This is a genomic window from Gordonia insulae (assembly GCF_003855095.1).
Lineage (GTDB): Bacteria > Actinomycetota > Actinomycetes > Mycobacteriales > Mycobacteriaceae > Gordonia > Gordonia insulae.
Window position 1 is genome coordinate 2777725 of the sequence record NZ_CP033972.1, and the last position, 25126, is coordinate 2802850.

At 66.7% G+C, this 25126-nt stretch carries 21 protein-coding genes and 2 pseudogenes; 16 read left to right on the forward strand and 7 right to left on the reverse strand.

Translation table 11 applies throughout. From position 1 onward, the window contains the following. Positions 1–88: 88 nt before the first annotated feature. Positions 89–610, forward strand: a complete 522-nt coding sequence (locus tag D7316_RS12665; protein WP_124708561.1) for a flavin reductase family protein — start codon at positions 89–91, stop codon at positions 608–610. A gap of 66 nt (positions 611–676) precedes the next feature. On the opposite strand, the pseudogene D7316_RS12670 reads toward D7316_RS12665, so the two are convergent. Further along, positions 677–2286: pseudogene (locus D7316_RS12670) on the reverse strand (flavin-containing monooxygenase). Between the two features lie 224 nt (positions 2287–2510). Between D7316_RS12670 and D7316_RS12675 the strand changes: the two are divergent. The 7 genes from D7316_RS12675 (at position 2511) to D7316_RS12705 (ending at position 9659) form a co-directional block, all read left to right on the forward strand. After that, a complete protein-coding gene (locus D7316_RS12675; protein ID WP_124708562.1) occupies positions 2511–4088 on the forward strand; it encodes an FAD-binding protein in 1578 nt (525 codons plus the stop codon). Next, positions 4085–4462, forward strand: coding sequence for a nuclear transport factor 2 family protein (locus tag D7316_RS12680; protein WP_124708563.1), 378 nt, complete (start codon positions 4085–4087; stop codon positions 4460–4462). Before D7316_RS12675 ends, D7316_RS12680 begins: the two co-directional genes overlap by 4 nt. 14 nt (positions 4463–4476) lie before the next feature. Then, entirely contained in the window at positions 4477–6150 is a 1674-nt protein-coding gene (locus D7316_RS12685; RefSeq protein WP_124708564.1) for an FAD-binding protein, read from the forward strand. Next, on the forward strand, positions 6147–6422 hold the full coding sequence (locus tag D7316_RS12690; protein ID WP_331852569.1) for a hypothetical protein: 276 nt from the start codon (positions 6147–6149) through the stop codon (positions 6420–6422). The genes D7316_RS12685 and D7316_RS12690 overlap by 4 nt, the downstream gene beginning before the upstream one ends. Further along, positions 6419–7198: a glucose 1-dehydrogenase gene (locus tag D7316_RS12695; RefSeq protein ID WP_124708565.1), complete on the forward strand. Its 780-nt coding sequence runs from the start codon at positions 6419–6421 to the stop codon at positions 7196–7198. Before D7316_RS12690 ends, D7316_RS12695 begins: the two co-directional genes overlap by 4 nt. 5 nt (positions 7199–7203) lie before the next feature. After that, positions 7204–8067, forward strand: coding sequence for an alpha/beta fold hydrolase (locus D7316_RS12700; protein ID WP_408610004.1), 864 nt, complete (start codon positions 7204–7206; stop codon positions 8065–8067). A 104-nt stretch (positions 8068–8171) separates the two neighbouring features. Continuing rightward, positions 8172–9659 carry an FAD-dependent oxidoreductase gene (locus D7316_RS12705; RefSeq protein WP_124708566.1) on the forward strand — a complete coding sequence of 496 codons (1488 nt, stop codon included), beginning with the start codon at positions 8172–8174 and terminating at the stop codon, positions 9657–9659. A gap of 94 nt (positions 9660–9753) precedes the next feature. Here D7316_RS12705 and D7316_RS12710 read toward each other — a convergent pair whose 3' ends face one another. From D7316_RS12710 to D7316_RS12720, 3 genes are all read right to left on the reverse strand, one after another. Then, positions 9754–11253: an MFS transporter gene (locus D7316_RS12710; protein WP_124708567.1), complete on the reverse strand. Its 1500-nt coding sequence runs from the start codon at positions 11251–11253 to the stop codon at positions 9754–9756. Between the two features lie 267 nt (positions 11254–11520). Continuing rightward, a complete protein-coding gene (locus D7316_RS12715) occupies positions 11521–12348 on the reverse strand; it encodes a mycofactocin-coupled SDR family oxidoreductase (protein WP_124708568.1) in 828 nt (275 codons plus the stop codon). Next, positions 12348–13148 (reverse strand): mycofactocin-coupled SDR family oxidoreductase, encoded by an 801-nt coding sequence (locus D7316_RS12720; protein WP_124708569.1) that lies wholly within the window; start codon positions 13146–13148, stop codon positions 12348–12350. The genes D7316_RS12715 and D7316_RS12720 overlap by 1 nt, the downstream gene beginning before the upstream one ends. Positions 13149–13334: 186 nt before the next feature. On the opposite strand from D7316_RS12720, the pseudogene D7316_RS12725 reads away from it, so the two are divergent. From D7316_RS12725 to D7316_RS12740, 4 genes and pseudogenes are all read left to right on the forward strand, one after another. Continuing rightward, a pseudogene (locus tag D7316_RS12725) lies at positions 13335–14386 on the forward strand (2Fe-2S iron-sulfur cluster-binding protein). 38 nt (positions 14387–14424) lie between these two features. Further along, positions 14425–15384 (forward strand): tyrosine-protein phosphatase, encoded by a 960-nt coding sequence (locus D7316_RS12730; RefSeq protein ID WP_164473783.1) that lies wholly within the window; start codon positions 14425–14427, stop codon positions 15382–15384. A gap of 81 nt (positions 15385–15465) precedes the next feature. After that, a complete protein-coding gene (gene kstD, locus D7316_RS12735) occupies positions 15466–17208 on the forward strand; it encodes a 3-oxosteroid 1-dehydrogenase (RefSeq protein WP_124708571.1) in 1743 nt (580 codons plus the stop codon). A 5-nt stretch (positions 17209–17213) separates the two neighbouring features. Then, a complete protein-coding gene (locus tag D7316_RS12740; protein ID WP_124708572.1) occupies positions 17214–18077 on the forward strand; it encodes a MaoC/PaaZ C-terminal domain-containing protein in 864 nt (287 codons plus the stop codon). Between the two features lie 7 nt (positions 18078–18084). Here D7316_RS12740 and D7316_RS12745 read toward each other — a convergent pair whose 3' ends face one another. After that, positions 18085–18663 (reverse strand): TetR/AcrR family transcriptional regulator, encoded by a 579-nt coding sequence (locus tag D7316_RS12745; protein ID WP_124708573.1) that lies wholly within the window; start codon positions 18661–18663, stop codon positions 18085–18087. 113 nt (positions 18664–18776) lie between these two features. Between D7316_RS12745 and D7316_RS12750 the strand changes: the two genes are divergently transcribed. Continuing rightward, the gene (locus tag D7316_RS12750; RefSeq protein WP_124708574.1) at positions 18777–19562 is read left to right on the forward strand and encodes an SDR family oxidoreductase; all 786 of its coding nucleotides are present in this window, start codon (positions 18777–18779) and stop codon (positions 19560–19562) included. A gap of 148 nt (positions 19563–19710) precedes the next feature. Continuing rightward, complete coding sequence (locus D7316_RS12755; RefSeq protein WP_124708575.1) at positions 19711–20145, forward strand: DUF6918 family protein; 435 nt, start codon at positions 19711–19713, stop codon at positions 20143–20145. Between the two features lie 23 nt (positions 20146–20168). Here the strand turns inward: D7316_RS12755 and D7316_RS27130 are convergent, their stop codons facing one another. After that, on the reverse strand, positions 20169–20309 hold the full coding sequence (locus D7316_RS27130) for a hypothetical protein (protein ID WP_164473784.1): 141 nt from the start codon (positions 20307–20309) through the stop codon (positions 20169–20171). A gap of 186 nt (positions 20310–20495) precedes the next feature. Here D7316_RS27130 and D7316_RS12760 point away from each other — a divergent pair, with 186 nt between their 5' ends. Then, positions 20496–22148 (forward strand): MFS transporter, encoded by a 1653-nt coding sequence (locus tag D7316_RS12760; protein ID WP_232016890.1) that lies wholly within the window; start codon positions 20496–20498, stop codon positions 22146–22148. Between the two features lie 17 nt (positions 22149–22165). Then, the gene (locus D7316_RS12765) at positions 22166–23452 is read left to right on the forward strand and encodes an SLC13 family permease (RefSeq protein ID WP_232016891.1); all 1287 of its coding nucleotides are present in this window, start codon (positions 22166–22168) and stop codon (positions 23450–23452) included. Between the two features lie 6 nt (positions 23453–23458). Here the strand turns inward: D7316_RS12765 and D7316_RS12770 are convergent, their stop codons facing one another. After that, positions 23459–25102, reverse strand: a complete 1644-nt coding sequence (locus tag D7316_RS12770; RefSeq protein WP_124708577.1) for an acyl-CoA synthetase — start codon at positions 25100–25102, stop codon at positions 23459–23461. Between the last annotated feature and the right edge of the window lie 24 nt (positions 25103–25126).

Genomic DNA, 25126 nt, shown 5'->3' on the forward strand with positions numbered 1-25126 from the left:
TGCGCCGGCCCCCAGTTGCGCCCGATCATGATGGTGGATAACAACATTCGGAGGAGACATGACACCACGAGCCACACCAGGGGCTGCCATGACAGGTCCGCGGATCCCACACGACCAGACCGGTCCCGACGACGCGGGTCCGAGCACCGAGAACCTCCGGCGGGTCTGGGGCAACTTCGCCACGGGGGTGGCCGTGGTGACCGCCCACGACGGTCGGCGCCCGATCGGATTCACCTGCCAGTCGGTGGTCTCGGTGTCACTCGATCCACCGCTGATGTCGTTCTGCCCGTCGCGCACCTCGACCACCTGGCCGCTCGCCCGCGAGGTCGGAGCACTCTGCATCAACATCCTTGCGGCCCGTCAGCACGACCTGTGCCGCCAGTTCGCGGTGAGCGGGACCGACAAGTTCCGCGGCGTCGATTGGTCACCCACCCACAACGGCGCACCCGCGATCATGGGTGCGCTCGCGCATATCGACGGCCATATGGTCTCCGAGCACGATGCGGGCGACCACACCATCGTCGTCGCGTCGATCAGCGCGCTGTCCGCCGCGGACGACGGCACCCCTCTGTTGTTCTTCCGTGGCGGCTTGAGTGGGCTCGCCGACTGATCCGATCCAGCAGATCCAGCGAGCTCCCCAGCACCTGCCGGGGAGCTCGCTGTTCATCGGTGTCGATCAGTCGTCGGCGCGATCCGCGTCGAGGAACTGGAAACCTCGGTAGTCATCGGCGGCCACGTCGGCGATGATCCGGCGATAGACGCCGAAGCCGCCGACGAAGGGCATGAACACTCGCGGCTTTCCCGGAATGTTCGCGCCGAGGTACCAGGAGTTGGCGTCGGGCATCAATGTCGCAGCGGCACGCTCGGTGCACTCCTGCACCCAGGCCTGCACCGCATCCGACCGCGCCTCGATGGCGGTGGAGCCGTTCGCGTCGAGGGCGGAGATCGCGTCGGCCACCCAATCCACATGCAGCTCCGAGTGCAGCACCATGTTTGCGAGCACCGAGGGGCTGCCCGGCCCGGTGAGGTTGAACAGGTTCGGGAAGCCGTGGACGCCCAGACCCAGGTAAGTGCGGGGGCCTTCGCTCCACGCCTGTTTGAGGGTCTCACCACCGCGACCGACGATGTTGATCCGTTCCACCGATCCGGTCATCGCGTCGAATCCGGTGGCCAGCACGAGCGAATCCAGCTCGACGATGCGGCCGTCGACATGGATGCCATCCGGCGTGATCCGCTCGATCGGCGTCGCCCGCACATCGACGATCTGGACGTTCGACCGATTGAACGCCTGGAAGTAGTTGTCGTCGGTGCAGATTCGCTTGGCACCGATCGGATGGTCTTGCGGTATCAAGATGTCGGCGATCGCCGGGTCGTCGACCACCGCACGGATCTTCGACTCCCAGAATTGCTGGGCGGTCCGATTTGCTGCCACGTCGGTCAACTGATCGGGGAAGGTCTTGCTGAACAGGACACCCCGAGCAGCCACCGTTGCTCGTACGCTCTCCGGCGTTCGCCGTCGGTGACGGCCAGCGCCGAGGACGGGTGCGGCTGATGCGGGGAACCACCGCCACTGTCCATCGAGAGGCGACGACGTTCGGCGTAGTCGGCTTTGTACCGCGCGCGGGTGGCGTCGTCGAGGGCCGCATTCCCTGCCGGGATGCTGTAGTTGGCGGTCCGCTGGAACACGGTCAGCTCGTGGGCCTGCTCGGCGATGCGCGGAATCGTCTGTATCCCCGACGATCCCGTACCGATCACGCCCACGCGCCGGCCGGTGAAATCGACGCCCTCGTGCGGCCAGGATGAGGTGTGGTGCACGTCGCCGGCAAAGGAGGCCAGTCCCGGAATCTGCGGGATGTTGGCGCTCGACAGCGGGCCGAGCGCGAGCACGCAGAACCGGGTGGACACCTCCTCACCGGTATCGGTCCGGACATGCCAGCGCAAGGTCTCCTCGTCCAGGGTCACGTCGATGACCCGGGTGTTGAGTGAGATGTCACCCATCAGGTCGAATCGGTCCGCCACATGTTCGAGATAGGCGAGGATCTCCGGCTGAGTCGCGTACTTCTCACTCCAGTCCCACTCCTGCTGCAACCGGTCATCGAAGGAGTACGAGTAGTCGACGCTCTCGACGTCGCAGCGCGCACCGGGATACCGGTTCCAGTACCACACCCCGCCCACTCCGCCACCGGCCTCGTAGACCTGGACATCCAGCCCGTCCTGCCGAAACCTGTGCAACGCATAGAGACCGGCGATGCCGGCTCCGACCACGACGACGTCGACAGTGCGCATGGGCGCATCGGGTGGGATCGGACTGTTCACGGGATATCGCCTTCCGGTCGGTCTGCTCGTCGAGTCTCGACGCTAGGTCCGCGGGCACGCGGCGACCAGTACGTCTCCCGCTGATCGGCCCATTCGCGGCCGACCGGAACCACCTTCCCGATCATCGGGAGAGCACACCGCTGTCCCGTTGTGGCTCACCTAGCGTCGGCGAGGAGTTCACGAAAGGGGAACAGATGCAGTGGGATGAGGAAGTAGATGTCGTCGTGGCGGGTTCGGGCGGCGGACTGGCCGGCGCGTACACCGCAGCGCGAGAGGGCCTGCGGGTGGCCGTGGTCGAGGCCACCGACAAGTTCGGCGGTACCACCGCCTACTCCGGGGGCGGGGGCATGTGGTTTCCGTGCAACCCGGTGCTGCGGCGCGCGGGCACCGACGACACCGTCGAGGCGGCGCTCGAGTACTTCCGGGCCGTGGTCGGCGACCGGACGCCGTCCCAACTGCAGGAAACGTATGTACGGCGTGGCCCGGACGTGATCGCCTATCTGGAGAGCGATCCTCATTTCGCATTCGAGATGTTCCCGTGGCCGGACTATTTCGGCACGGCACCCGGCGCCCGACTCGACGGGCAGCGGCACATCACTCCGGTTCCCCTACCGGCCGCCGACCTGGGCGATCTCCGCGAATCACTGCGCGGCCCGCTGGACACCGATCGTCTCGGCGCCCCGCTGCCCGATCTGCTGATCGGCGGTCAGGCACTGATCGGACGATTCCTCAAGGCGATCAACGAGTTTCCCAATGCAGCGCTTCATCTCGACTCGCCACTGGTCGACCTCGTCGTCCAGGACGGCGCCGTGCTCGGCGCGATCGTCGAACGCGACGGTCGCCGGCACGCGATCCGCGCACTGCGCGGGGTGCTGTTGGCGGCCGGCGGATTCGAGCAGAACGGCGAGATGCGCGCCGAGTACGGGGTGCCCGGTAGTGCCCGCGACACCATGGGCCCCCCGGGAAACCTCGGTCGCGCGCACCAAGCGGCAGTATCGGCGGGCGCGGATCTGGACCTGATGGATCAAGCATGGTGGTCGCCCGGCCTGACGCACCCGGATGGGCGTTCGGCCTTCGCGCTGTGGTTCACCGGCGGGATCTTCGTGAACCAGGACGGACAACGATTCGTCAACGAATCCGCGCCGTATGACCGACTCGGCCGCGACGTGATCCGCACCGTCGACGACGGCTCGGCGACCCTTCCGTTCTGGATGATCTATGACGACGCGGACGGCCCCGTACCGCCCGTCAAGGCGCCGAATGTCTCCATGGTGGACACCGGTGACTACGTCGCCGCCGGCTTGTGGCACACCGCAGACACCCTCGAGGACCTCGCGACGAAGATCGGTGTCGACGCCGACGGGCTCGCGTCCACCGTGGAGAAGTTCAACAAGTTCGTCGCGGACGGTGTCGATCCCGAGTTCGGCCGAGGAGACGAGGCCTACGACCGAGCCTTTTCCGGCGGCGCATCACCCATGGTCGCCATCGACCAACCGCCCTATCATGCCGCAGCTTTCGGGATATCCGATCTCGGCACCAAGGGCGGCCTGCGTACCGACACCGCCGCCGCGGTGCTCGACGTGTCCGGATCGCGCATCACCGGACTCTACGCCGCCGGCAACACGATGGCCGCGGTCAGCGGCACCGTCTATCCGGGCGGCGGCAATCCGATCGGCGCGTCGGTGTTGTTCAGCCATCTCGCGGTGCTGGACATGCTCTCCCACACGAACACAGCCGAGGCCGCCCCGACATCTGGCGAGGAGTCACGATGAATCCCCATGACCTGATCCGTTCACGAGTCACCCAGTACCTCAGGACCATCGGCAACGGTGGCTCCGCCGACATCGCGACCCTCTACGCCGACGACGCCACCGTCGAAGATCCGGTCGGCTCCGAGGTGCACGTGGGTCGAGCCGCCATCGAGAAGTTCTACGGTGCACTCGACGGCGCAGACTGCGAGGCCGAGTTGCTGAGCCTGCGCGTCGCCGGCGACACCGCCGCATTTCACTTCCGGGTCACCACCCGCACCGTCGATCAGACCATCGTGGTGGAACCGATCGACGTCATGACATTCGACGACGACGCGAAGATCACCAGCATGCGTGCGATCTGGTCGCCCGACGACCTGAGCATCCGCACACGATGAGTAGGGAGACGAACATGACTGCACCAGAGTCGAACTGGGATCGCGAGGTCGACTTCCTCGTCGTCGGCAGCGGCGCGGGCGGGCTCACCGGCGCGCTGGCCGCACGTGCCGAAGGACTGGACACCCTGATCATCGAAAAGGCTGCGGTGTTCGGCGGCAGTACCGCCCTGTCCGGGGGTGGGATCTGGATACCGAACAATCCCACGCTGAAACGCGCCGGGATCGTCGACGCACGCGAGCGGGTGCGCGCCTACCTCGACGCCGTGGTCGGCGAGCGGGTGCCCACCGCCAACATCGACACCTTCATCGACGAGGGACCGCGGATGGTCGAGTTTCTCGAGACCACCAGTGCGCACCTGCGATTCCAGTGGTGTCCGGGCTATTCGGACTACCATCCGGAACGTCCCGGTGGGCGTCCGGAAGGTCGCTCGATCGAGCCGCTGCCGGTCGATCTGCGCAAGCTCGGCGACGACGAGAATCAGCTGCGGCCGGCCGCCTTGGCGACACCGCCCGGCCTGTTCATCACGTCCAAGGACTTCGTCGCCCTCAACATGGTGATGCGCACCTGGAAGGGCAGGCGTACCGCGTTGCTGACGGGACTGCGTGCCATCAAGGCGGTCCTGTTGCGTCGCCACATGGACACGCTGGGTCGCGCACTGATCGCCCGGCTCCGGTTGGCGCTGAGCGATGCCGGTGTTCCGCTCCTACTCGAGACCCCCATGCAGTCTCTCGTCACCGACCAGTCCGGTGCGGTACTCGGGGTGATCGCCGAGCATCACGGCCGGCAGCTGCGAATCCGGGCACGGGCCGGGGTGCTGTTGGCGACCGGTGGTTTCGAACACAACCACGAGATGCGCAAACGCCATCTGCCCCGAGGCGGGCAGGACGATTACAGTGCGGCCTCGGTTGACAACACCGGTGACGGCATCACGGCCGGCGTCGACGTCGGCGCGGCCGTCGATCTCATGGACGACGCGTGGTGGATGCCGTCGTTCCAACGGCCCGACGGCATCAATCAGGTGCTGGTGTCCGAGCGGTCGATTCCGCGATCGATCATCGTCGACCAGCACGGCCAACGGTTCACCAACGAGGCGGCACCCTATGTGACGTTCGTACATGCCCAACTTGCCGGCGGGCACGAACCTGCATGGTTCATCTTCGATCGCACCGCCAAGAACCGGTACCCGATCGGCGGCATCATGCCGGGCCAGTCCTTCCCGGATGAGTGGTCGCACAGCGGGCTGCTGCACACCGCAGACACGATGGCGGAGTTGGCCGATCAGATCGGGGTGGACGCCGCCGCGCTCACCGCGACCTTGCAGCGCTTCAACGGGTTCGCCCGTGCCGGAGCCGATCTCGATCACGGCCGCGGCGACAGTGCGTACGACAACTACTACGGCGACCCCAGCCTCCCCCACCCCACTCTCGACGTCCTCGATCGCGCGCCCTTCTACGCGTTGCGGATGCGGGCGGGTGACCTCGGCACCAAGGGTGGGCTGGTGTACGACGCCGACGCACGTGTCCTGCGCGACGACGGCTCGGTGATCGACGGACTGTTCGCCACCGGCAACACGTCGGCGGCGGTGATGGGCAATGACTACGCGGGTGCCGGTGCCACCATCGGGCCCGCCATGGTCTTCGGCTACGTCGCCGCCCGCAAAGCCGCCGCCGGACGATCGGGCACATGATGCAGGAACTGACCTGCGGCACCTGCGGAACCACGGTTCTCGCCGAGAAGTTCAGCCCCAGCCACACCAGCATCCAATGGCTCGATGATGCCCGGCACTCCTGCCCCGAGTTCGCCCGACTCATCGCGGCCGGCGATCACATCAGCGCCATCCCGACCTGTCCCGCGTTGCGCAACACGATCGAGGAGGCGGCGCGGCGGGGTCTGATCGCCACCGACAGCCGCCGCGTCGAACCGGCACGCGGCCACCACTGCAGAAAGGTCACCTCATGAACGACACGACCCCACCACTACTGGCCGGCAAAGTCGCCGTCATCAGCGGCGGCGCCCGCGGCCTCGGCGCCGCATTCGCCCACCGCATCGTCGCCCGCGGCGGTCGGGTGGTGATCGGCGACATCCTCGACGACATCGGCAAACAGACGGCCGAAGACCTCGGCGACTCCGCTCGCTATGTCCGGCTCGACGTCACCGATCCGGAACACTGGGCCGCGGCACTCGACCACGCTCGGCGTGAATTCGGTTCCGTCACCGGGATAGTGAACAATGCGGGGATCTCGGCCGGGGCCTTCGTCGAGAACGACACCCTCGAGAACTTTCGGCGGGTGCTGGACATCAATCTGGTGGGCGTTTTCAACGGCATCCGCGCGGCCATCGCGCCGATGCGCGCCGCCGGGGGTGGATCCATCGTCAACATCTCGTCGGCGGCCGGGCTCACCGGGTTACCGCTGACCAGCGGATACGGCGCCTCGAAGTGGGGTGTTCGGGGACTCACCAAGATCACGGCGGTGGAACTGGCCGCGGACCGTATCCGGGTCAACTCCGTCCATCCCGGCATGACGTACACGCCGATGACGTCATCGATCGGTATCGAGACCGGTGACGGCAAGTATCCCAACACCCCGATGGGGCGAGTCGGGCTGCCCGACGAGATCGCCGGGGCCGTAGCGTTTCTGCTGTCCGACGATGCCTCGTACATGACCGGCGCAGAGCTGGCGGTGGACGGCGGGTGGACTGCAGGTCCCACCGTCGACTACACGATGGGTCGGTGATGTCGATGACCACCACCCTGCCCGCGCTCACCACGCACGAACTGCCGACGTCTCGTGGCAGCTTGCGCTACCACGAAATCGGTGCGGGACCCGATCTGCTGTTGTTGCACGGCTCCGGCCCCGGGGTCACCGGCCTGCGCAACTTCCAGGGAAATCTCCCGTTCCTCGCACGGCACTTCCGTTGCCTGGTCCTGGAATTCCCCGGTTTCGGGGTCAGCGACGACTTCGGTGCGCACCCCATGGTCACCGCCCTCGACGCGGTACACGAGCTGGTGGACGGATTGTCCCTCACCGATCTGTCGATCGTCGGCAACTCAATGGGCGGCGGCGTCGCGTTGAGCTACGCTGCCGCCCAGCCGGATCGCGTCGGACGCCTGGTCACCATCGGCGGGATCGGCAAGAACATCTTCAGTTCCGGACCGAGTGAAGGAATCCGCCTGCTGCAGGAGTTCACCGAGGATCCCAGTCGGGAGCGGCTGGTTCGCTGGCTGCACTCGATGGTCTATGACCGGGCGTTGATCACCGACGAGCTCATCGACGAACGGTGGGAACAGGCCACCGATCCGTCGACCATGGACAGCGCGCGCCGGATGTACGGTTCCGACGCGTTCGCCGCGATGATCACGGCGATGGAGAACTCCGATTCGCCACCGCCATGGTCGATGCTGCACAAGATCACGGCCCCGACTCTGATGACCTGGGGTCGCGACGATCGCGTGAGCCCTCTGGACATGGCGTTGATCCCGATGCGCACGATCCCGAACGCCGAACTGCACGTCTTCCCGCACTGCGGGCACTGGGCCATGATCGAGCAGAAGGCCGCCTTCGAGAACGTGGTCACTGCCTTCCTGCACCGGTCCGACCAGTAGCCGGACCTCCTTCCACGTCTGAACGCCACCTCATCTGGCCGATGGGGTGGCGTTCGTGTCTGCATCGCAAGCAAGTCAAACCGTCACCACCACAAGGAGATCAGATGAACCCACCCACTTCCGTCCGGCCTGTCGATGCCGCCACCATCGACGGGTACACCCACGAGACCGATGTGGTGGTGATCGGATTCGGCTGTGCCGGTGCGGCCGCCGCATTGGAGGCCGATGCCGGCGGCGCGGACACGATACTGCTGGAGCGTCAAAGCGGAGGCGGTGGTTCGGCCGCCCTGTCCGGTGGTGAGATCTATCTCGGTGGGGGCACCGAAACCCAGCAGGCCTGTGGAATCACCGATACCCCTGAAGCGATGGAGAGCTTCCTACTGGCGGCGCTCGGTCCGGGCGCCGACGCCGAGAAGGTCTCACTCTACTGCCGAGACAGTGTCGCCCACTATCGGTGGCTCGTCGGTCACGGCGTGCCGTTCAAGCCGTCGCTGTGGGAATCGCCGACATGGGTACCACCAACCGACGACGGTCTGATGTGGATGGGTGAGAACGCTTTTCCGTTCCGCGACATCACGACACCTGCACCCCGAGGACATCGGGTGACCTCGGACGGCTTCGGTGGCAAGGTGTTGATGAGTGTCCTCGCCGAATCGATCACGACATCGGGTGTCACCGTGCACACCGATACCGGGGCCGCACAACTCATCGTCGACGGCCGGCGGATCGTCGGCGTGCTGGCCCGCCACTTCGGCGAGGTGGTCACCTATCGGGCGCGTTCCGGTGTCGTAATCACCACCGGCGGATTCGCCGACAATGCGGACATGGTCGCGCAGCACGCCCCACAACTGGTCGGGCTGGGGGTCAACAGCGATGGCGGCGACGACGGACGTGGCATCCGCATGGCGCAAGCAGCCGGAGCCGCGGTCAAACACATGTCGGCCGGGCAGGTCGGCATCTCCCTGATCCCGGGCATGATGGTGCGCGGGATGATCGTCAACGATCTCGGCCAGCGCTTCATCAACGAGGACGTCTACCCCGGACTGGTGGGCCAGGCTGCGCTGTTCAAACACGGCCTGCGGGTGTGGGTGATCCTCGACGAACAGGCCTACGAGGAGGTCCCGGAGATCGAGAGGTGGGGTGTGGTTCCACACTTCGTGGCCGAGACGGTCGCCGAACTCGAGCGTGAGATCGGCATGCCCGACGGCGCCCTGCAGAACACTGTTGCCGAGTACAACCGCCATGCCGCCGCCGGCACTGATCCCTACTTTCACAAGTCCGCCCGCTGGCTGCGGCCACTTCAAGCGCCGTTCGCCGCCATCGACGTCCGTAAGGGCATCGCCCCACCGGAATACGGTGCCGCCGGTGGTGGCGGAGCGGAGGTCTTCACACTCGGCGGCGTGTGCACCACGGTCGACGGTGCAGTTCTGGATCTCGACGGAGAAGCCATCCCAGGCCTCTTCGCGGCCGGGCGCGCCACGTCGGGCCTGCACTCGTGGGGCTATATCAGTGGCACTTCACTCGGTGACGGCACGTTCTTCGGTCGTCGAGCGGGCGCGGCGGCCGCTGATTCTTGCTTCCACGCTCCCTGAGAAATCAGCGATGCGTCACGAAGGGCCGCCCTTCGTGACGCATCGCTCGTACCTCGCGAGGCTCCTCACGGACCGCATGGAACCGGGTGGAACGTCAGGCGGCGCCCAACACCCCTGGGGTCTCAGTGATTTCGTCGGTCGCGCGGCGTGGCATGGCCAGAGCGGTCAACGCGCCCACCACCGACACGATCGCACCGATCACGAATGCCACCGTGAAGCCGTGGGTGTCGTAGAACGTGGCGCCCTCGGCGACCATCGCGATGTGCGAGTTGTTCAGCACGGTGAACGCGACCACCGACAGCACCGCCGGGAAGATGCTCTGACTCACCGCGACGATGCTCGCCGTACTGGCCTGCAGCTCGGGCGACACGGCCTCGATCACCAGGTTGGGGACGGCAGCATACGACATCCCCTGTCCGAGACCGAGGATCACCGCCCCCAGGATGATCGTCGACTTCTCCGAGTGGTTGAACGCCACCACGAGCAGGCCGAGCGCCATCAATGTCAGACCGGCAAGCATCAGCAGACGAGGCGCGAACCCGCGACTCACCAACACGCCGACCAGCAGGCCGCCGGCCACGATTGCGATCACCATCGGGAGCTGGAACAACGCGAAGTCCTCGGCCGACAGACCCCAGCCGTACCCGAGTCCCATCATGCCGGGCACCATCACCATCATCGGCAGCAGCACCGCGAACAGGCCGGAGATCCCGTATGCCACACCGGCACTCACCGTCGTGAGATACACGGGCCGGCGCCTCAGCACCTCGAGGTCCACCAGCGGGTTCGCGACCGTCCGGGCCGACACCAGCCACGCCGCCAGTAGTGCCGCGCCGCCGAGTAGATAGGTCAGGGTCGACGTCGCGGACCAACCCCAGGACGGCCCGAAGCTGACTCCGATGAGCACCCCGGCGAGGCCCGCGCCCAGCAGGACGGCACCAACCAGATCGACGGTGGTCCGTACCCGCAGCGGCGACTCGTCGACGGTGACCAGGATGGCGAATCCGATCGCGACGACGACCGCGAACAGGAACCAGAAGATGCTTCGGAACCCGAAGTCGTCGATCAACCAGCCGGTGAGGAACGGCGCCGGCACCGCCACCAGACCCATCCCGGTCGTGGCAATACTGACAGCCAGCGCAACCGCTCTCGGCGGGAACACATCTCGGATGAGTGAGTACCCGAGGAACAGGCAGGGCACCAGGAAGCCTGCCAGGGCGCGACCGGCGATCATCACGCCGTAGGACGGTGCAACCGCCGACAACAGGCAACCGGCCGCGGCAAGTGCGACACAGACAAGCAGGAGGCGACGCTTACCGAACATGTCGGACAGGCGTCCGATGACGGGCGCGGTGACAGCACCGGTCAAGAGGAACGCAGTCAGGAGCCAGGCTCCCTGCGTGGTCTGATAGTGGGTGACGATGAACGGCAAGGCTGTGGAGATCATCAGATAGCTGATCGCCAGGACCTCCAGCAGTAACACGATGGAGGCCAGCCCGAGGACGAGCCGTGGCGTCCAGACCCGGGTGTCATCGGATGGCACCGGTCTGGAGTCAGCGAGCGAATCCTCGCTCGGAGTGGGTTGTACAGGCATCGCGTACCTTCCATGGACATCGACCCGTAGACGCCGGGCCGGAACTCAGTGATCGACACCCACAGGATGTGGTGCCAGTCACATCACAGCGGCGCCACATCGCAGGCACCAGCGGGGCGTCCCACTGTCCGGGAGGTCCTGCGACGAACGGCCACCAGCCGATCTCTCTCAGCGACAAGTGAATTCAGCCTGTTAAAGCCACCCGAACGAAAACGACGACGTGACCCTGCACGGGCCACGTCGTCGGTCAGATCCGCGGTCGCTCGCTCAGCGCTGGGTCGACCCCGCATCCACCGGCAAGGTCACCGCCGTGATGTAGCGTGCCTCATCAGAGCCCAGGAACAGCGCGGCGTTCGCTATGTCCTCGGGCTCCACCCACGGAATCGGCAGCATGTTCATCGTCATCGCGGCCTCGGCGAACTCGGCACGCGTCGGGTTCGCAAGGTCGGGACGGAATGCGCTGCGCACCGCCGCGTTCTGGATCATCGGTGTATCGACGTTGGTGGGATGGACCGAGTTCACCCGGATTCCGTACGGCGCCAACTCGTTCGCCAACGACCGCATCAGCCCCACCACGCCGTGCTTGGCCGCGGTGTAGTGGGCGACGCCGGACAGCCCCCGAAGGCCCGCGATCGAACTCGTCAGGATCATGGCCCCGCCGCGCCGTTCGATCAGATGCGGCGCCGCGGCCTTGCAGGTCTGCCACACACCGGTGAGGTTGATGTCGATCATCGTGTTCCATGCCTGCTCGTCGAGTTCCACCGCCGGCCCCTTCGAGGTGATACCGGCGGTGGCACAGACGATGTCAAGACCGCCGAGTTCGGCTACGCCGGCATCGACGGCAGCACGCAGCCGATCACCCTGACGCACATCGACGATGGCGGAAACGACTCGGGCGCCGCGCTCCTGCGCCAGTCGGGCCACCTCGGCCAGGTCGTCGGGAGCTGATGGCGCCGTCACGGTGGTCTCGACCTGCCGACAGATGTCCAGTGCGATGACGCTCGCGCCTTCTTCGGCGAACCGCAACACCTGTGCCCGTCCGATACCGCGTGCCGCCCCGGTGACCAGCGCGACTTTTCCTTCGACGCGTCCCATCACGACGCCTTCGCCACGAGGCCGGCGTCCACCACGACGTTGGTGCCGGTGACGAAACGGGCTTCGTCGGACAGCAGGAACAGCACCGCGTTGCTGACATCGACCGCGTCCACCCAGCCGACCCCGAGCAGGTTGCGGGCAGCGAGCGCCGTCTCGGCATCGTGTTCGCCCGGCTCCTCGAGGTCGGGCCGGAGCTTGGCGAACACCCGGTCGTTGAGGATCATCGAGGTCCCCACCGAACCGGGGTGCACGGCGTTGACGCGAATACCACTCGCGCCCAGTTCGTTCGCCAAGGTCTGCGCCAGGCCCACGAGGCCGTGCTTGCTGGCACAGTAGTGTGACGTCCCAGCCGATCCCTTGATGGCGTTGGTGGACCCGATCAGCACCACCGAGCCGCCGGAGACCAGATGCGGCACCGCTGCTTTGACGGTGTGCCAGGCGCCGGTCAGGTTGATGTCCAGCACGTGTCGCCACTCGTCATCGTCGATCTCCCATGATCGAGCCGCGGCGGGATAGACACCCGCGTTGGCGACCACTGCGTCGAGGCGACCGAAGTGTTCGATGCCGCGATACACCGCCGAGGCCAGCTGATCGTAATCGCGGATGTCGGCGAATCCGGAGAAGCACTCGCCACCGACCCAGTCGATCTCCTTCCCTGTCACGGCGAGATCGTCGGCAGCGGACTCCAGATCGATCGCGATGATCCGAGCGCCCTCGTCGGCGAGCCGCACGCAGTGGCTTCTCCCCATTCCATTTGCAGCCCCGGTGACCAGGACGACCCGATCACAGAGGCGGTTCACCGCGTTGTCCCACTGCAGATGTCCATGGCGGCGACCCTAGGTGCCGCCCTGCGGCGCGGGCGCTGAGTCCTCCCGCTCAGTGGGCGACGGGACGAATCTCTCCCGGACAGCAGAACGCGGGTACACATCCGAACTCGCGCGAGGCCCACGATGGCGACAACGCAACTCCAGGAGGTTGGTATGACGATGGTTGCCGCCGACGCTGCCCCGCCGCGCTCCGCATCGGCCCGGGTCGCCCGGGTCATCGAGGAGACCCGGGACGCCACGTCGTTCGTGTTCACGGTGCCCGACGACCGTTCACACGATTTCGCCTATCGCCCTGGCCAGTTCCTGACCCTGCGCATCCCCAGCGATCGGGGCGGCTCGGTGGCGCGGTGCTATTCACTGTCGAGTTGCCCGGTCACCGACGCCGACCTGACGGTGACCGTCAAACGCACCGCCGGCGGCTACGGCTCCAACTGGCTGTGCGACAACATCTCCGAAGGGGATGTCATCGAGATCCTCCCCCGGCCGGGGTGTTCACACCCGAGTCTCCCGACCACGATCTGCTCCTGTGGGGCGCGGGCAGCGGAATCACGCCGTTGTTGTCGATCCTCACGACGTCGTTGGCGTCGGGCACCGGTCACGTGGCGCTGGTCTATGCGAATCGGGATGCGGACTCGATCATCTTCGCCGACGAACTGCGCGATCTCACAGCGCGTCATCCGGACCGGCTGACGGTGATCCACTGGCTGGAGACGGCTCGGCAGCGACCTACGCCTGATCAGCTTGCGCAGCTGGGCGCGCCATTCTCCGAGCGACACTCATTCATCTGCGGCCCGGCCGGTTTCATGACGACTGTCCGGGAAGCATTGACCCGACTGAACGTTCCGCGATCACACGTACACGCCGAGGTCTTCACGTCACTGAGCGGCGATCCGTTCGTGGCGCCCGCACCCGCACCCGCACCCGAGACCCTCGACCCAGATGCGGCAACTGTGGAGATCGACACCGACGGCGCCAGCCACACGATCAGCTGGCCACGCTCACAGAGCCTGCTGGAGGCGATGCTCGCACGTGGCCTCGACGTCCCGTTCTCCTGCCGCGAGGGCCGGTGTGGGACCTGCGCCGCTGTCGTGGTCGAGGGCGAGGTGGGGATGACCGACACCGGAGTCCTCGACGCCGACGACCTCGCCGACGGCTATGTACTCGCCTGCCAGTCGCGGCCGAACGGCCCCTTTGCCCGAATCCGGTTCTGACAACCCGAACTCCCACCGTCTGTGAAAGGACCATCTCTGTGCTGACCAGCTTTCGTCGTCGCACCGTCGTTCGAACCGCCGCTGCAACACTGGCCATCGGCCTGGCCTCGACGGCCATCGGCGCGATCCCCACGGCGACTCCGGTCGCGTCCGCGGCACCTTCGGGTGCCGCGAGTTTGGGGATCTCGGCGGCCAACGCGCGTGACGTCGGCGGATATGCGACCCGAACCGGAGCCATCGTCGCGACCGGTGTGGTGTACCGCAGCAACGCCCTGAACACCGTCACCGACCTCGACAAGCAGAAGCTCACCCGGCTGGGCATCACCCACATCATCGACGTCCGTTCGCCCAACGAGGCCGCCGCCAACCCCGACAACCTGCCACCCGCGCGCTACACCCCGCGGCCGATCTGGAACCCCGACGACGACTTCTACGTGAAGGTGAACCGCATCATCGGAGCCGGCCCCGTCGGGCAGCGCGAGGCACTCGGATCCGGCAGGGCGGCACAGATGATGCGCGACTATTACCGCTGGATGGTCACCGACCCGGGTGCCCGGCACCAGATCGGGACAACGCTGCGCGACATCGCCACCGCGACCACCCCCCTGCTCTATCACTGCACATCGGGCAAGGACCGTACCGGCCTTATCTCGGCCGTACTGCTCACCGCGCTCGGGGTACCCGAGCCGCTCGTGTATCGGGACTACCTCGCCTCCAACGAGCGCCTGGCCGCCGGGAACACAGCCCAGATGGCGGCGCTGGTCGACCACGGGCTTGTCACCGACCCATCGCTGTTCGCCCCGATCCTCGGTGTGCAGCGCGATTTCCTCGCGGCGTCGTTCGACCAGATCCGACGCTCCTACGGCTCCTTCGGTCGCTATCTGACACGTGGGCTCGGGCTCGATGCGTCCACCATGAAGGCGCTGTCGGCCACGATGCTCAGGCGCGGTGCCGCGCCCACGCCGAGCTTCCCGCTGGGCACCGGCAGCGCGAACTGACACTCCTCTGGCGCTCCATTTCTGTAACGTGTTCTAATTCAGGTAGAACACGTTGCACCCGCGGCGCACGAAGGGACTTCCATGGCCGGCGCGACCGAACCAGCAGATCAGCACACCAGCACCACCCCCGAGACCTACGACGTGGTGGTCGTCGGCGCCGGCGCGGCCGGGCTCAGCGCCGCCATCACCGCGGCCGCGAGCGGCCTGAAGACCGTCATCATCGAGAAGTCCCCGTACTGGGGCGGCTCGACGTCACGCTCGGGCGGTGGTGTCTGGATTCCGAACAACTCCGTGCTCAAGCGCGACGGCGTGGACGACACCGTCGACAAGGCGCGCGAGTACGTGCACGCCATCATCGGTGAGCACGCGCCGGCCGAGCGCATCGACGCCTACATCGACCGTGGTCCCGAGGCGCTGGACTTCCTGATGAAGAACGCCCCGCTCGACCTCGAGTGGGTGAAGAACTACTCCGACTACTACCCGGAGGCTCCCGGCGGACGCCTCGGTGGCCGGTCCGTCGAGCCCCGCCCCTTCGACGCCCGTCGACTCGGCGACGATCTCAAGACCCTGCATCCGCAATACACCAAGGCGCCGCTGAACATGGTGGTGCTGCAGTCGGACTACCGCTGGCTCAACACCGGCCTCCGCCATTGGCGGGGTCCGCTGCGCATGGCCAAGGTCGGCAGCCGCTTCTTCTGGGCACGGTCGCGGGGCAAGAAGCTCATCGCCATGGGTGCGGCTCTGGCCGCCGAACTCCTGCTCGGTGTCCGTCAGCTCGGCGTACCGCTGAAGCTGAACACCGGCCTGACCGACCTGATCACCGAGGACGGCCGGGTCGTCGGCGTGATCGCCGAATCCGACGGCACCACGTTCCCCATCCATGCGCGCCGCGGCGTCATCCTGGCGTGCGGCGGGTTCGAGAACAACCCCGAGATGCGACGCAAATACCAGCGCGACCCCATCGGCTCGGACTGGACGACGGGCGCTCCGTCGAACACGGGCGACGGCATCAACGCCGGCCTGAAGATCGGTGCGTCGGTGTCGTTGATGGACGACTCGTGGTGGGGCCCGACCATCCCACTTCCGCGTGGGCCGTGGTTCGCGCTGTCCGAACGCGCGGTGCCCGGCACCTTCATGGTGAACGAGCGCGGCGAGCGTTTCATGAACGAATCGCTTCCCTATGTCGAGGCCGTCCACCAGATGTACGGCGGCGAGTTCGGCCACGGCGACGGGCCCGGCGAGAACGTGCCGGCCTGGCTGATCATGGATCAGACCTGCCGCAACCGCTACCTCTTCGCCGGCATCAATGCGCGCCAACCGCTTCCGAAGAAGTGGTTCGAGTCGGGTGTGGTCGTCAAGGCCGACACGATCGCCGAACTCGCGGAGAAGACCGGCCTTCCGGGCGATGCCCTGTCGGCGACGACCGCACGTTTCAACGGATTCGCCCGCTCCGGCGTCGACGCCGATTTCGGCCGCGGCACAAGCGGTTACGACCACTACTACGGCGACATCACGAACAAGCCCAACCCCAGCCTCGGTGCACTCACCAAGGCCCCGTACTACGCCGTCAAGATGGTGCCCGGAGACCTCGGGACCAAGGGCGGTCTCGAGACCGACGCCGCCGGTAGGGCATTGCGTGCCGACGGATCGGTCATCGAGGGCCTGTATGCGGCCGGCAACACCAGCGCGCCGGTCATGGGCCACACCTACGCCGGCCCCGGCGCCACCATCGGTCCCGCGCTCGTCTTCGGATATCTCGCCGCCCTCGACGCCGCGGCGAAGACCGAGACCGCTACACCGTCCACCAGCAGCACAGGAGCCTGATCACCGTGCCCATCGATCCATCCATCGCCGTCGGCGCCGATCTCGGCGAGGTCTCGTTCGAATGGTCGGCCTCCGACGTCGCGCTCTATCACCTCGCCATCGGCGCTGCGGCGGACCCGATGGATGCTGCGGGACTCGCCTATGTCGACGACGTCGCGCCGAAGGTGCTGCCGTCCTTCGCCACCGTCGCGGCGTCGTTCCATGCCACCGAGCCGCCGAAGGTCTCGTTCCCGGGCATCGACATCGACCTGGCCAAGGTGGTGCACGGCAGCCAGCAGGTGACCGCGCACCGACCGCTGTCGGCCGGCGGCAAGGCCACCACGCGCACCACGATCGTCGAGGTGCAGGACAAGGGATCGGCCGCGGTGATCATCCAGGAATCGGTGACTTCCGACGACGCCGGAGAACCCCTGTGGACGGCACGTTCGTCGATCTTCGCGAAGGGTGAGGGCGGCTTCGGTGGCGAACGCGGATCATCGAGCAAGGTGCACTACCCCGATCGTGCACCGGACCACCGACTCGCGGTGCCGACCCTGCCGCAGCAAGCGCTGCTGTACCGCCTGTGCGGGGACCGCAATCCGCTGCACAGCGACCCCGAGTTCGCTGCGGGAGCCGGTTTTCCTCGCCCCATCCTGCACGGACTCTGCACCTACGGCACGGTGTGCCGGGCGGTCACCGACGCCGTACTCGATGGTGACGTGACCGCGGTCCGCGACTATTCGGCATCGTTCGCAGGAGTGGTGTTCCCCGGCGAGACGTTGAACGTGACCGTCTGGGATCAGGGCGAGCAGCTCCTCGTCACCGCCACCGTCGCCGACCGCGACGACGCGCCCGCCCTGGGCAACGTCGTCCTCGGCGTCGCACGCTGACCCCGACTCACGTCGTCGGCAGTTGAGCAACCAACGCCGATAGCTCGTCGTCGGTGGGCACGCTTCGGGCGAAGATGATGCGGTAGAGCAGGAAGCCTGCCCAGCTGTCGAGGACGACGTCGATCGGCAGTGCGGCAGGCAATTCCGATCGCAGGACCCCACGCCGCAGGATCTCCGCTCCCGGCTCGAATCGTGCCCGGACGATCTCGCGGATCTCGACCTGACCGGCTTCGCCGCGTTCCGCGAGAGCTCCCGCCACCACGGACGGGCCGCCGAGCAGGGTCAGCGTATGCCTCAGGTCACGCAGATACGTCATCGCATCCTCACGGACGGATCCCGTGTCGGGCGTCGGCGGCGCGGCGAGATCCGCGGCAAAGGCGTCGGTGATGACGGCGGCCTTCGTCGACCAACGCCGGTACAGCGATGCCTTGCCCACTCCCGCTCGGGCGGCGATCGCTTCCATCGTCACCTGGTGATAGCCCAGCTCGTCGATGAGCTGGCGCGTCGCACCCAGGATCTTGTCGCCGACCGCTTCGTCGCGCGGCCGGCCTCGCCCGCGCGGACGTCCCGTCTCGTTGTCGGTCATACCCGCCCTCCCGATCACCGCCCTCCGGAATATCGGAACGTGGCGTCTCGTTAATATGACTGTACGACCCGCCGACGGGACGGGCCGACCTTTCACGAAAGAAGGTTCGCACCATGACTGCTCGATTCACCGACAAGGTAGTGCTCATCACGGGCGCGGGTTCGGGGCTCGGCCGGGCCACCGCGACACAGGTCGCCGGCGAAGGCGCCGCCCTGGCACTGGTGGACGTCGACGAGAAGGGGCTCGCCGACACCGCCGCGGCGATCAGTGAGGTCGCATCCGGCGCGAAGGTGATCCAGATCGTCGCCGACGTCTCCGACGAGGACGCCGTGCGGCGCTATGTCGACCAGACCGTCGAGACCTTCGGCCGCATCGACGGCTTCTTCAACAACGCCGGCATCGAGGGGAAACAGAACCTCACCGAGGACTTCGGCAGTGACGAGTTCGACAAGGTGGTCTCCATCAACCTGCGCGGGGTGTTCCTCGGCCTGAAGCACGTACTCGCGGTGATGAAGGAGCAGGGCGCGGGCAACGTCGTGAACACCGCGTCCGTCGGCGGGATCCGCGGCGTCGGCAACCAGTCCGGTTACGCGGCCGCCAAACACGGCGTGGTGGGACTGACCCGCAACTCGGGTATCGAGTACGGACAGTTCGGCGTGACGGTCAAGGCCATCGCCCCCGGAGCGATCATGACCCCGATGGTCGAGGGCTCCCTCAAGCAGATCGACCCCGACAACTGGGAGGACGTCGGCCGCGAATTCGTCAGCGTGAACCCGATGAAGCGCTTCGGACGTCCCGACGAGGTCGGCCACCTGGTCGCGTTCCTGCTCTCCGACCAGGCGTCGTTCATCAATGCCACCGTCATCCCGATCGACGGCGGACAGTCCGAGAAGTACTGACCACTCAGAGGCGGGTGCGCACCGGACGTGGCGTGCACCACACCCCGGTGCGCGTTCACCCGGCACCGATCGCCGGGCAGTAGTCTCGACGCGGACAAATCCGCCATCAGCTGCCGCCCGCCGATCGGGCCTCCCGCTAGGAGATCTCATGAGTGACTCGCTGCTGTCCCTGCTCGACACCGACCGCGCCGGAGTGGTCGGCGACCTCGCCGTCGTGATCGACGCCGAGGTGTCTGATCAAAAGGGATTGAGCGGTGCCGCGGTGAAGACCGCGTATGCGGCGGCTCAGAAGGTCAAGCCCGGCGTCGTGAAGTCGGCGACGGACAAGATGCTCCCGGACTTCCTGAGCGCCCTGCAGCCACTGTGGGATTCGAAGCCGGCCGGCGTGGCGTTCGGCGATCACCTCGTGGCCAACAGCGATACGGCGGCCGAGGCCTTGCTGACGGTGACCGACGACCAGGCGTCGACGGCCAAGCCGGCGCTGGCGAAGGCCTACAACTCGTTGCGCGGTAAGGCGAAAGGCTATGTCGTCGCGGCACTGCCCAGGGTCGGCGCCGCGATCGAGAAGCACGCCGCCCGCTAGGGCGACCTGCTCGCCTCTGCGGCCTACGCCGCAGAGGTCACGATGAGCAGCAGGCCGACGACGACCGCGACGAGAGCCGCGAGCATCGACAGCACACGCCATACGTGCACACGCGTCGGTGAGTAGTCGGTACCTTGTGAAGAGGCGACCTGGGGTGAGGCCATGATCTCTCACTTTCGGTTGTCCGGATCCCGTCGACCCGGTGGGTGGCGATCCCCCGCTTCTGTTACTGCAGTGATAAATGTGTCACATGTTGCGCTCAGGTTGGGGTCGCCGACACCGCGTGTCTCGGTCACGAAAAGGCAACACCCGCGCCGCGGATCTGATGAGGTGAGGCGATGCGCCCGAGGATGAGTCGAGATGACCTGCGTGCGGCGTGGCTGATTCTGATCGCGTGCGCAGCGGTGAGCATGGTCGTCGCCGCGATGGCCGCGCTGAACACCGCGTTGCCCGACATCGCGATCGACATCGGAGCCGACACCGGACAGATGACGTGGATCGTCGACGGCTACACCCTCGCACTGGCCGCGCTACTGCTCCCCGCGGGGGCTATCGGAGATCGCTTCGGCCGTCGAGGTGTCCTGATCGTCGGCCTGATCATCTTCGGAATCGCGTCGCTGCTGGCCATCTGGGTCAACGGTCCCACCCAGCTGATCGCCACCCGCTGCCTCGCCGGTGCCGCAGCGGCCCTCATCATGCCGACCACGCTGTCGCTGATCACCTCGGGCGTCCCCGAGTCCAGACGCGCTCTGGGCGTCAGCATCTGGGCGGCGATCGCGGGTGGTGGAGCCATCGCCGGTTTCCTCGTCACCGGCATCCTGCTCGAGTTCTTCTCGTGGCATTCGATCTTCATCACGTTCGCCGTGTCGTCGGCGCTGTCGGCAGCTCTGTGCCTGACCATCGGTACGTCGCGAGATCGAGATCCGGGCGCGTTCGATTTCCCCGGCACCATCACCTCGATCCTGTCGGTCACCGGAATCGTGTTCGGCCTGCTCGAGGCGCCCCATCGCGGCTGGAACGACCCGCTCGTCCTGATCTGCCTCGTCGGTGGCATCCTGCTCATCGGCGTGTTCTGTGTCATCGAGATGCGCCGCACCTCACCATTGCTCGACATCCGACTGTTCACCAACCGCGCGTTCGGCTCGGGCGCATTGTCGGTGGCGATGCAGTTCCTCGGCTCGTTCGGCATGTTCTACCTTCTGCTCCAGCAACTCCAGTTGGTCTTCGGATACTCCCCTCTCCAATCGGCACTCGCGCTCATGCCGTTCGTCGCGGGTGTCGGTGTGTTCTCGCTGATCGGCAACTACGTCGCCGTTCGATTCCACTCGCTCCGCTACTTCATCAGCGGAGGCATCCTGCTCGCCGGCATCGGCATCGTCCTCTTGGGCGCGCTCGACTACGACGACTACTGGACGATGGCGTGGATCCTCGGAGTCTTCGCGACCGGCATCGGGTTGGCGACCGCTCCGTCGACCACCGCGATCATGTCCAACACCCCGTTTGACAACCAGGGCATCGGATCGGCGGTCAACGACACCGCGCGCGAGGTCGGCGCCGCCATCGGCATCGCACTGTCCGGCAGCATCATGGCCGCGGGGTACACCGCACGGATCGGACCCGTCGCCGACGAGGCGAGCGCCCAGATGGTCGCCGCCGGACAGCAGCAGACCGCGGCCGGCGACCCGGCCGGCGGGCAATCGCTGATCGCCCAGGCCGACGTCGTGTCCGATCACATCCGACAATCCCTGGCCGAGGCGACCGCAGTCGCCGACCGCCTCGCGGGGCAGGCGAAACCGCTCGCCGACCAGATCCTCGACGGCGCCCGCGAGGCGTTCGTGGGCCCGATGAATCAGGCATACATGGTGCTCGGTGCGGTGCTCGTCGCCAGCTCGGTGCTGCTGTTCTGGTTGACGCCGCGGCGCATGGTCGAGGAGTCAGCGAATCCCCTGCCGCCTGACGCGCAGGGCGAGGAGAGCGTGGTCGAGCCCCGGATGGGCGGCTGAATGTCGCGAGACCGCCGGTGATCTCGGCCGACGGAGTCGTCGGAGCCGGACTCTCCATCGCCCTGCTCGTCGCCGTCATCGCGTTCACGATGACGGCTCGGCGACTTCCCCCGGCCGTCGTCGCCGTGCCGGCGGCGATGCTGGTGGTCGCCACCGGCCTCGCATCTTGGTCAAGTGCCGCAGATGAACTCGAGTTCATGGCGCCGACCATCGGCTTCCTCGCGGCGATGCTGGTGGTCGCCGATGTCTGTGGCCGGACCGGCGTCTTCGCCTGGCTGGGTGCGCTGATGTCGCACTGGAGCCGCGGATCACCGAACCGGTTGTTGCGCATCGTGTTCGCCGTTGCCGCCGCGGTGACCGCCATCCTCAGCCTGGATGCGACCATCGTGCTGCTGACGCCGCTCGCCGTCGCCGCTGCACGCCGAATCGGCGCGCGGGTGTCACCGGTCAGCATGGCCACAGCACATCTGGCCAACAGTGCCTCGACGCTGATGCCTGTCTCGAACCTGACCAATCTCATCGCCTTCTCGGCGACCGGTCTCACGTTCCTGGGCTTCACCGCGACGATGGCCGCCCCCTGGATCGTCGCGATCCTGGTGGAGTACCTGATCTTCCGGTTCTTCTTCGCCAGAGACCTACGGGCACGAGCGATTCCGCAGGCCGCCGTCCCCGATGATCGACCGGATGAGAGTCGCGACGACCCGCCGGCGCCCCGGTGGACCCTGACCTGCCTCGCACTGCTGCTGATCGGGTTCCTCATCGCCGAACCACTCGACGTCCCGTTGGTGGCGGTCGCCGCGGGTGGCGCGGCATTGATGGCGTTGCCCGTGCTGTTCGCCGAGCGCGGCGCCGGCGCGCTGCAGATGGTGCGGGCCGCGGACATCCCGTTCCTCGCGTTCGTCGCGGCCCTGGGTGTCGTGATCCTCCCGGTGCAGCAAGGACCGCTCGGCGACGCGGTGGCCCACCTCATCCCCGACGGCACCGGCCTGATCGCCTTGCTGATCGTCGCCGTACTGGCTGCGGCCCTCGCGAATGTCCTCAACAACCTGCCGGCCACGCTGCTGTTGGTGCCGCTGGTCGCACACCAACCCGAGTTGGTCCTCGCGGTGCTGCTCGGGGTGAACATCGGCCCGAATCTGGCCTACTTCGGCTCGCTCGCCACCCTGCTGTGGCGGGATGTGATGCGGCGCCAGACCACATCACCCCCGCCGTCGCGCCGCTATCTGCTGCTCGGTGCCCTTGCCGTGCCGCCGACCCTGATCGCGGCCGTGCTGGCCCTCTGGATCTCGTTGCAGGTCACCTGAGTCCGATCAGGTGGCGGCGCCGGCAACCTCGGCGGCGCCGGCCGCAGCACCCTTGGCCCAGCGATAGTCGGCCTTGCCTGCCGGGGTCCGCTTCACCTCGTCGACGAAAACGACTGTGCGCGGCGCCTTGTAGCGTGCCAGCGTCTCGCGGCAGTGATCCTGGATCTCCTCGAGCGTGGGTTCGACGGCACCGTCGGCGACCTGGATGACCGCGGCCACCCGCTGCCCGTACCGTTCATCGGGCACGGGCACGACGAGGGCGTCCGCGACCGCCGGATGGGCGTGCAGAGTCGCCTCGACCTCTTCGGCGTACACCTTCTCCCCACCGGTGTTGATGCACTGGGATCCGCGACCGAGGAACACGATCGTGCCGTCCGCTTCCACCGTGCCCATGTCACCGAGAATCGAGATGCGCGTGCCGTCCGGCAGGGTCGGGAACGTCTTTGCGGTCTTCTCCTCGTCCTTGTAGTAGCCGAGGGGGACATTGCCGATCCGGGCGATGTACCCGACCTCGCCGGAACCGGGCTCGATCTTGTGGTGTCGCTCGTCGACGACCATCATCTTGTCCGACGGCGGTACCCGTAGATTGCCGTTGTCGTCCATCATGATCTCGCCGTCGTTACCCGACTCCGACGCACCGAAGTTGTCGCGCAGCACCAGATCCGGCTTCACGGCCAGGAACCGGTCGCGAACATGCTGCGACCAGATCGCGCCGCCCGAAGTCACCGAGAACAGCGACGACAGGTCGACCTCACCGGCCCGCCGCTCGAACTCCTCGACCAGCGGCATGCCCATCGCGTCGCCGACGATGAGGATGATCTGGACCCCTTCCTTCTCCACCTCCGCCACGATCGCGGTCGGGTTGAAGTCGCGCTGGATGACCAGGCGGCCACCCAGGGTGAAGAAGGTGAACAGTGAGTACGACGCGGCGCCGTGCATCAACGGCGCGGCGAGCAGGAAGGCGATCGACGGGAAATCCTTCACCGCCGTTGCGATCTCGGCAAGATCCTTGCGCGCGTCGCCGTACGGGTTACCACCCGAGAGCGGTTTGCGGAAGAAGTCGTCGTGCTGCCACATGACGCCCTTGGGGTAGCCGGTGGTGCCGCCGGTGTAGAGCAGGTACAGCTCTTCGCCGTTGCGCTCCTCGAAGTCCCGTACGGTCGGCGTCTGCTCGGCGTCGGCGAAGGACACGATGTCGACCGACCGGTCGCCGGGCAGATCCACGGCCGCGTCGGAGAGCTCGTTCTCGAGTTCACCGATCACGAAAACAGTCCGCACACTGGGAAGTTCGGGTAGCAACTGCGCGACACTGCGCTGGTGCTCGGGCAGCTCGACGATGATCGCACGCGAATCGGAATTGTCGAAGATGTAGTGCAGTTCGGAGTTCGTGTAGCGGTAGTTGATGTTGACCGGGACTGCGCGGACCTTCAGCAGACCCAACAGGCTGGTGACATGCTCGACGCTGTTCTTCAGGAACAGCGAGACGTTGTCATGCGCGCCGATTCCCGCGGCGGACAGCATGTGTGCGACCTGGTTGGACAGGCGGTCGAGTTCGGCATAGCTGATCTGCCGACCCTCGTAGCTCAGCGCGATGCGCTCCGGCACCGAATCCGCGACCGTCTCGAACACATCGGCCAGATTGAACTTCATGTCTACTCCTTGCTGAGCTCGCCG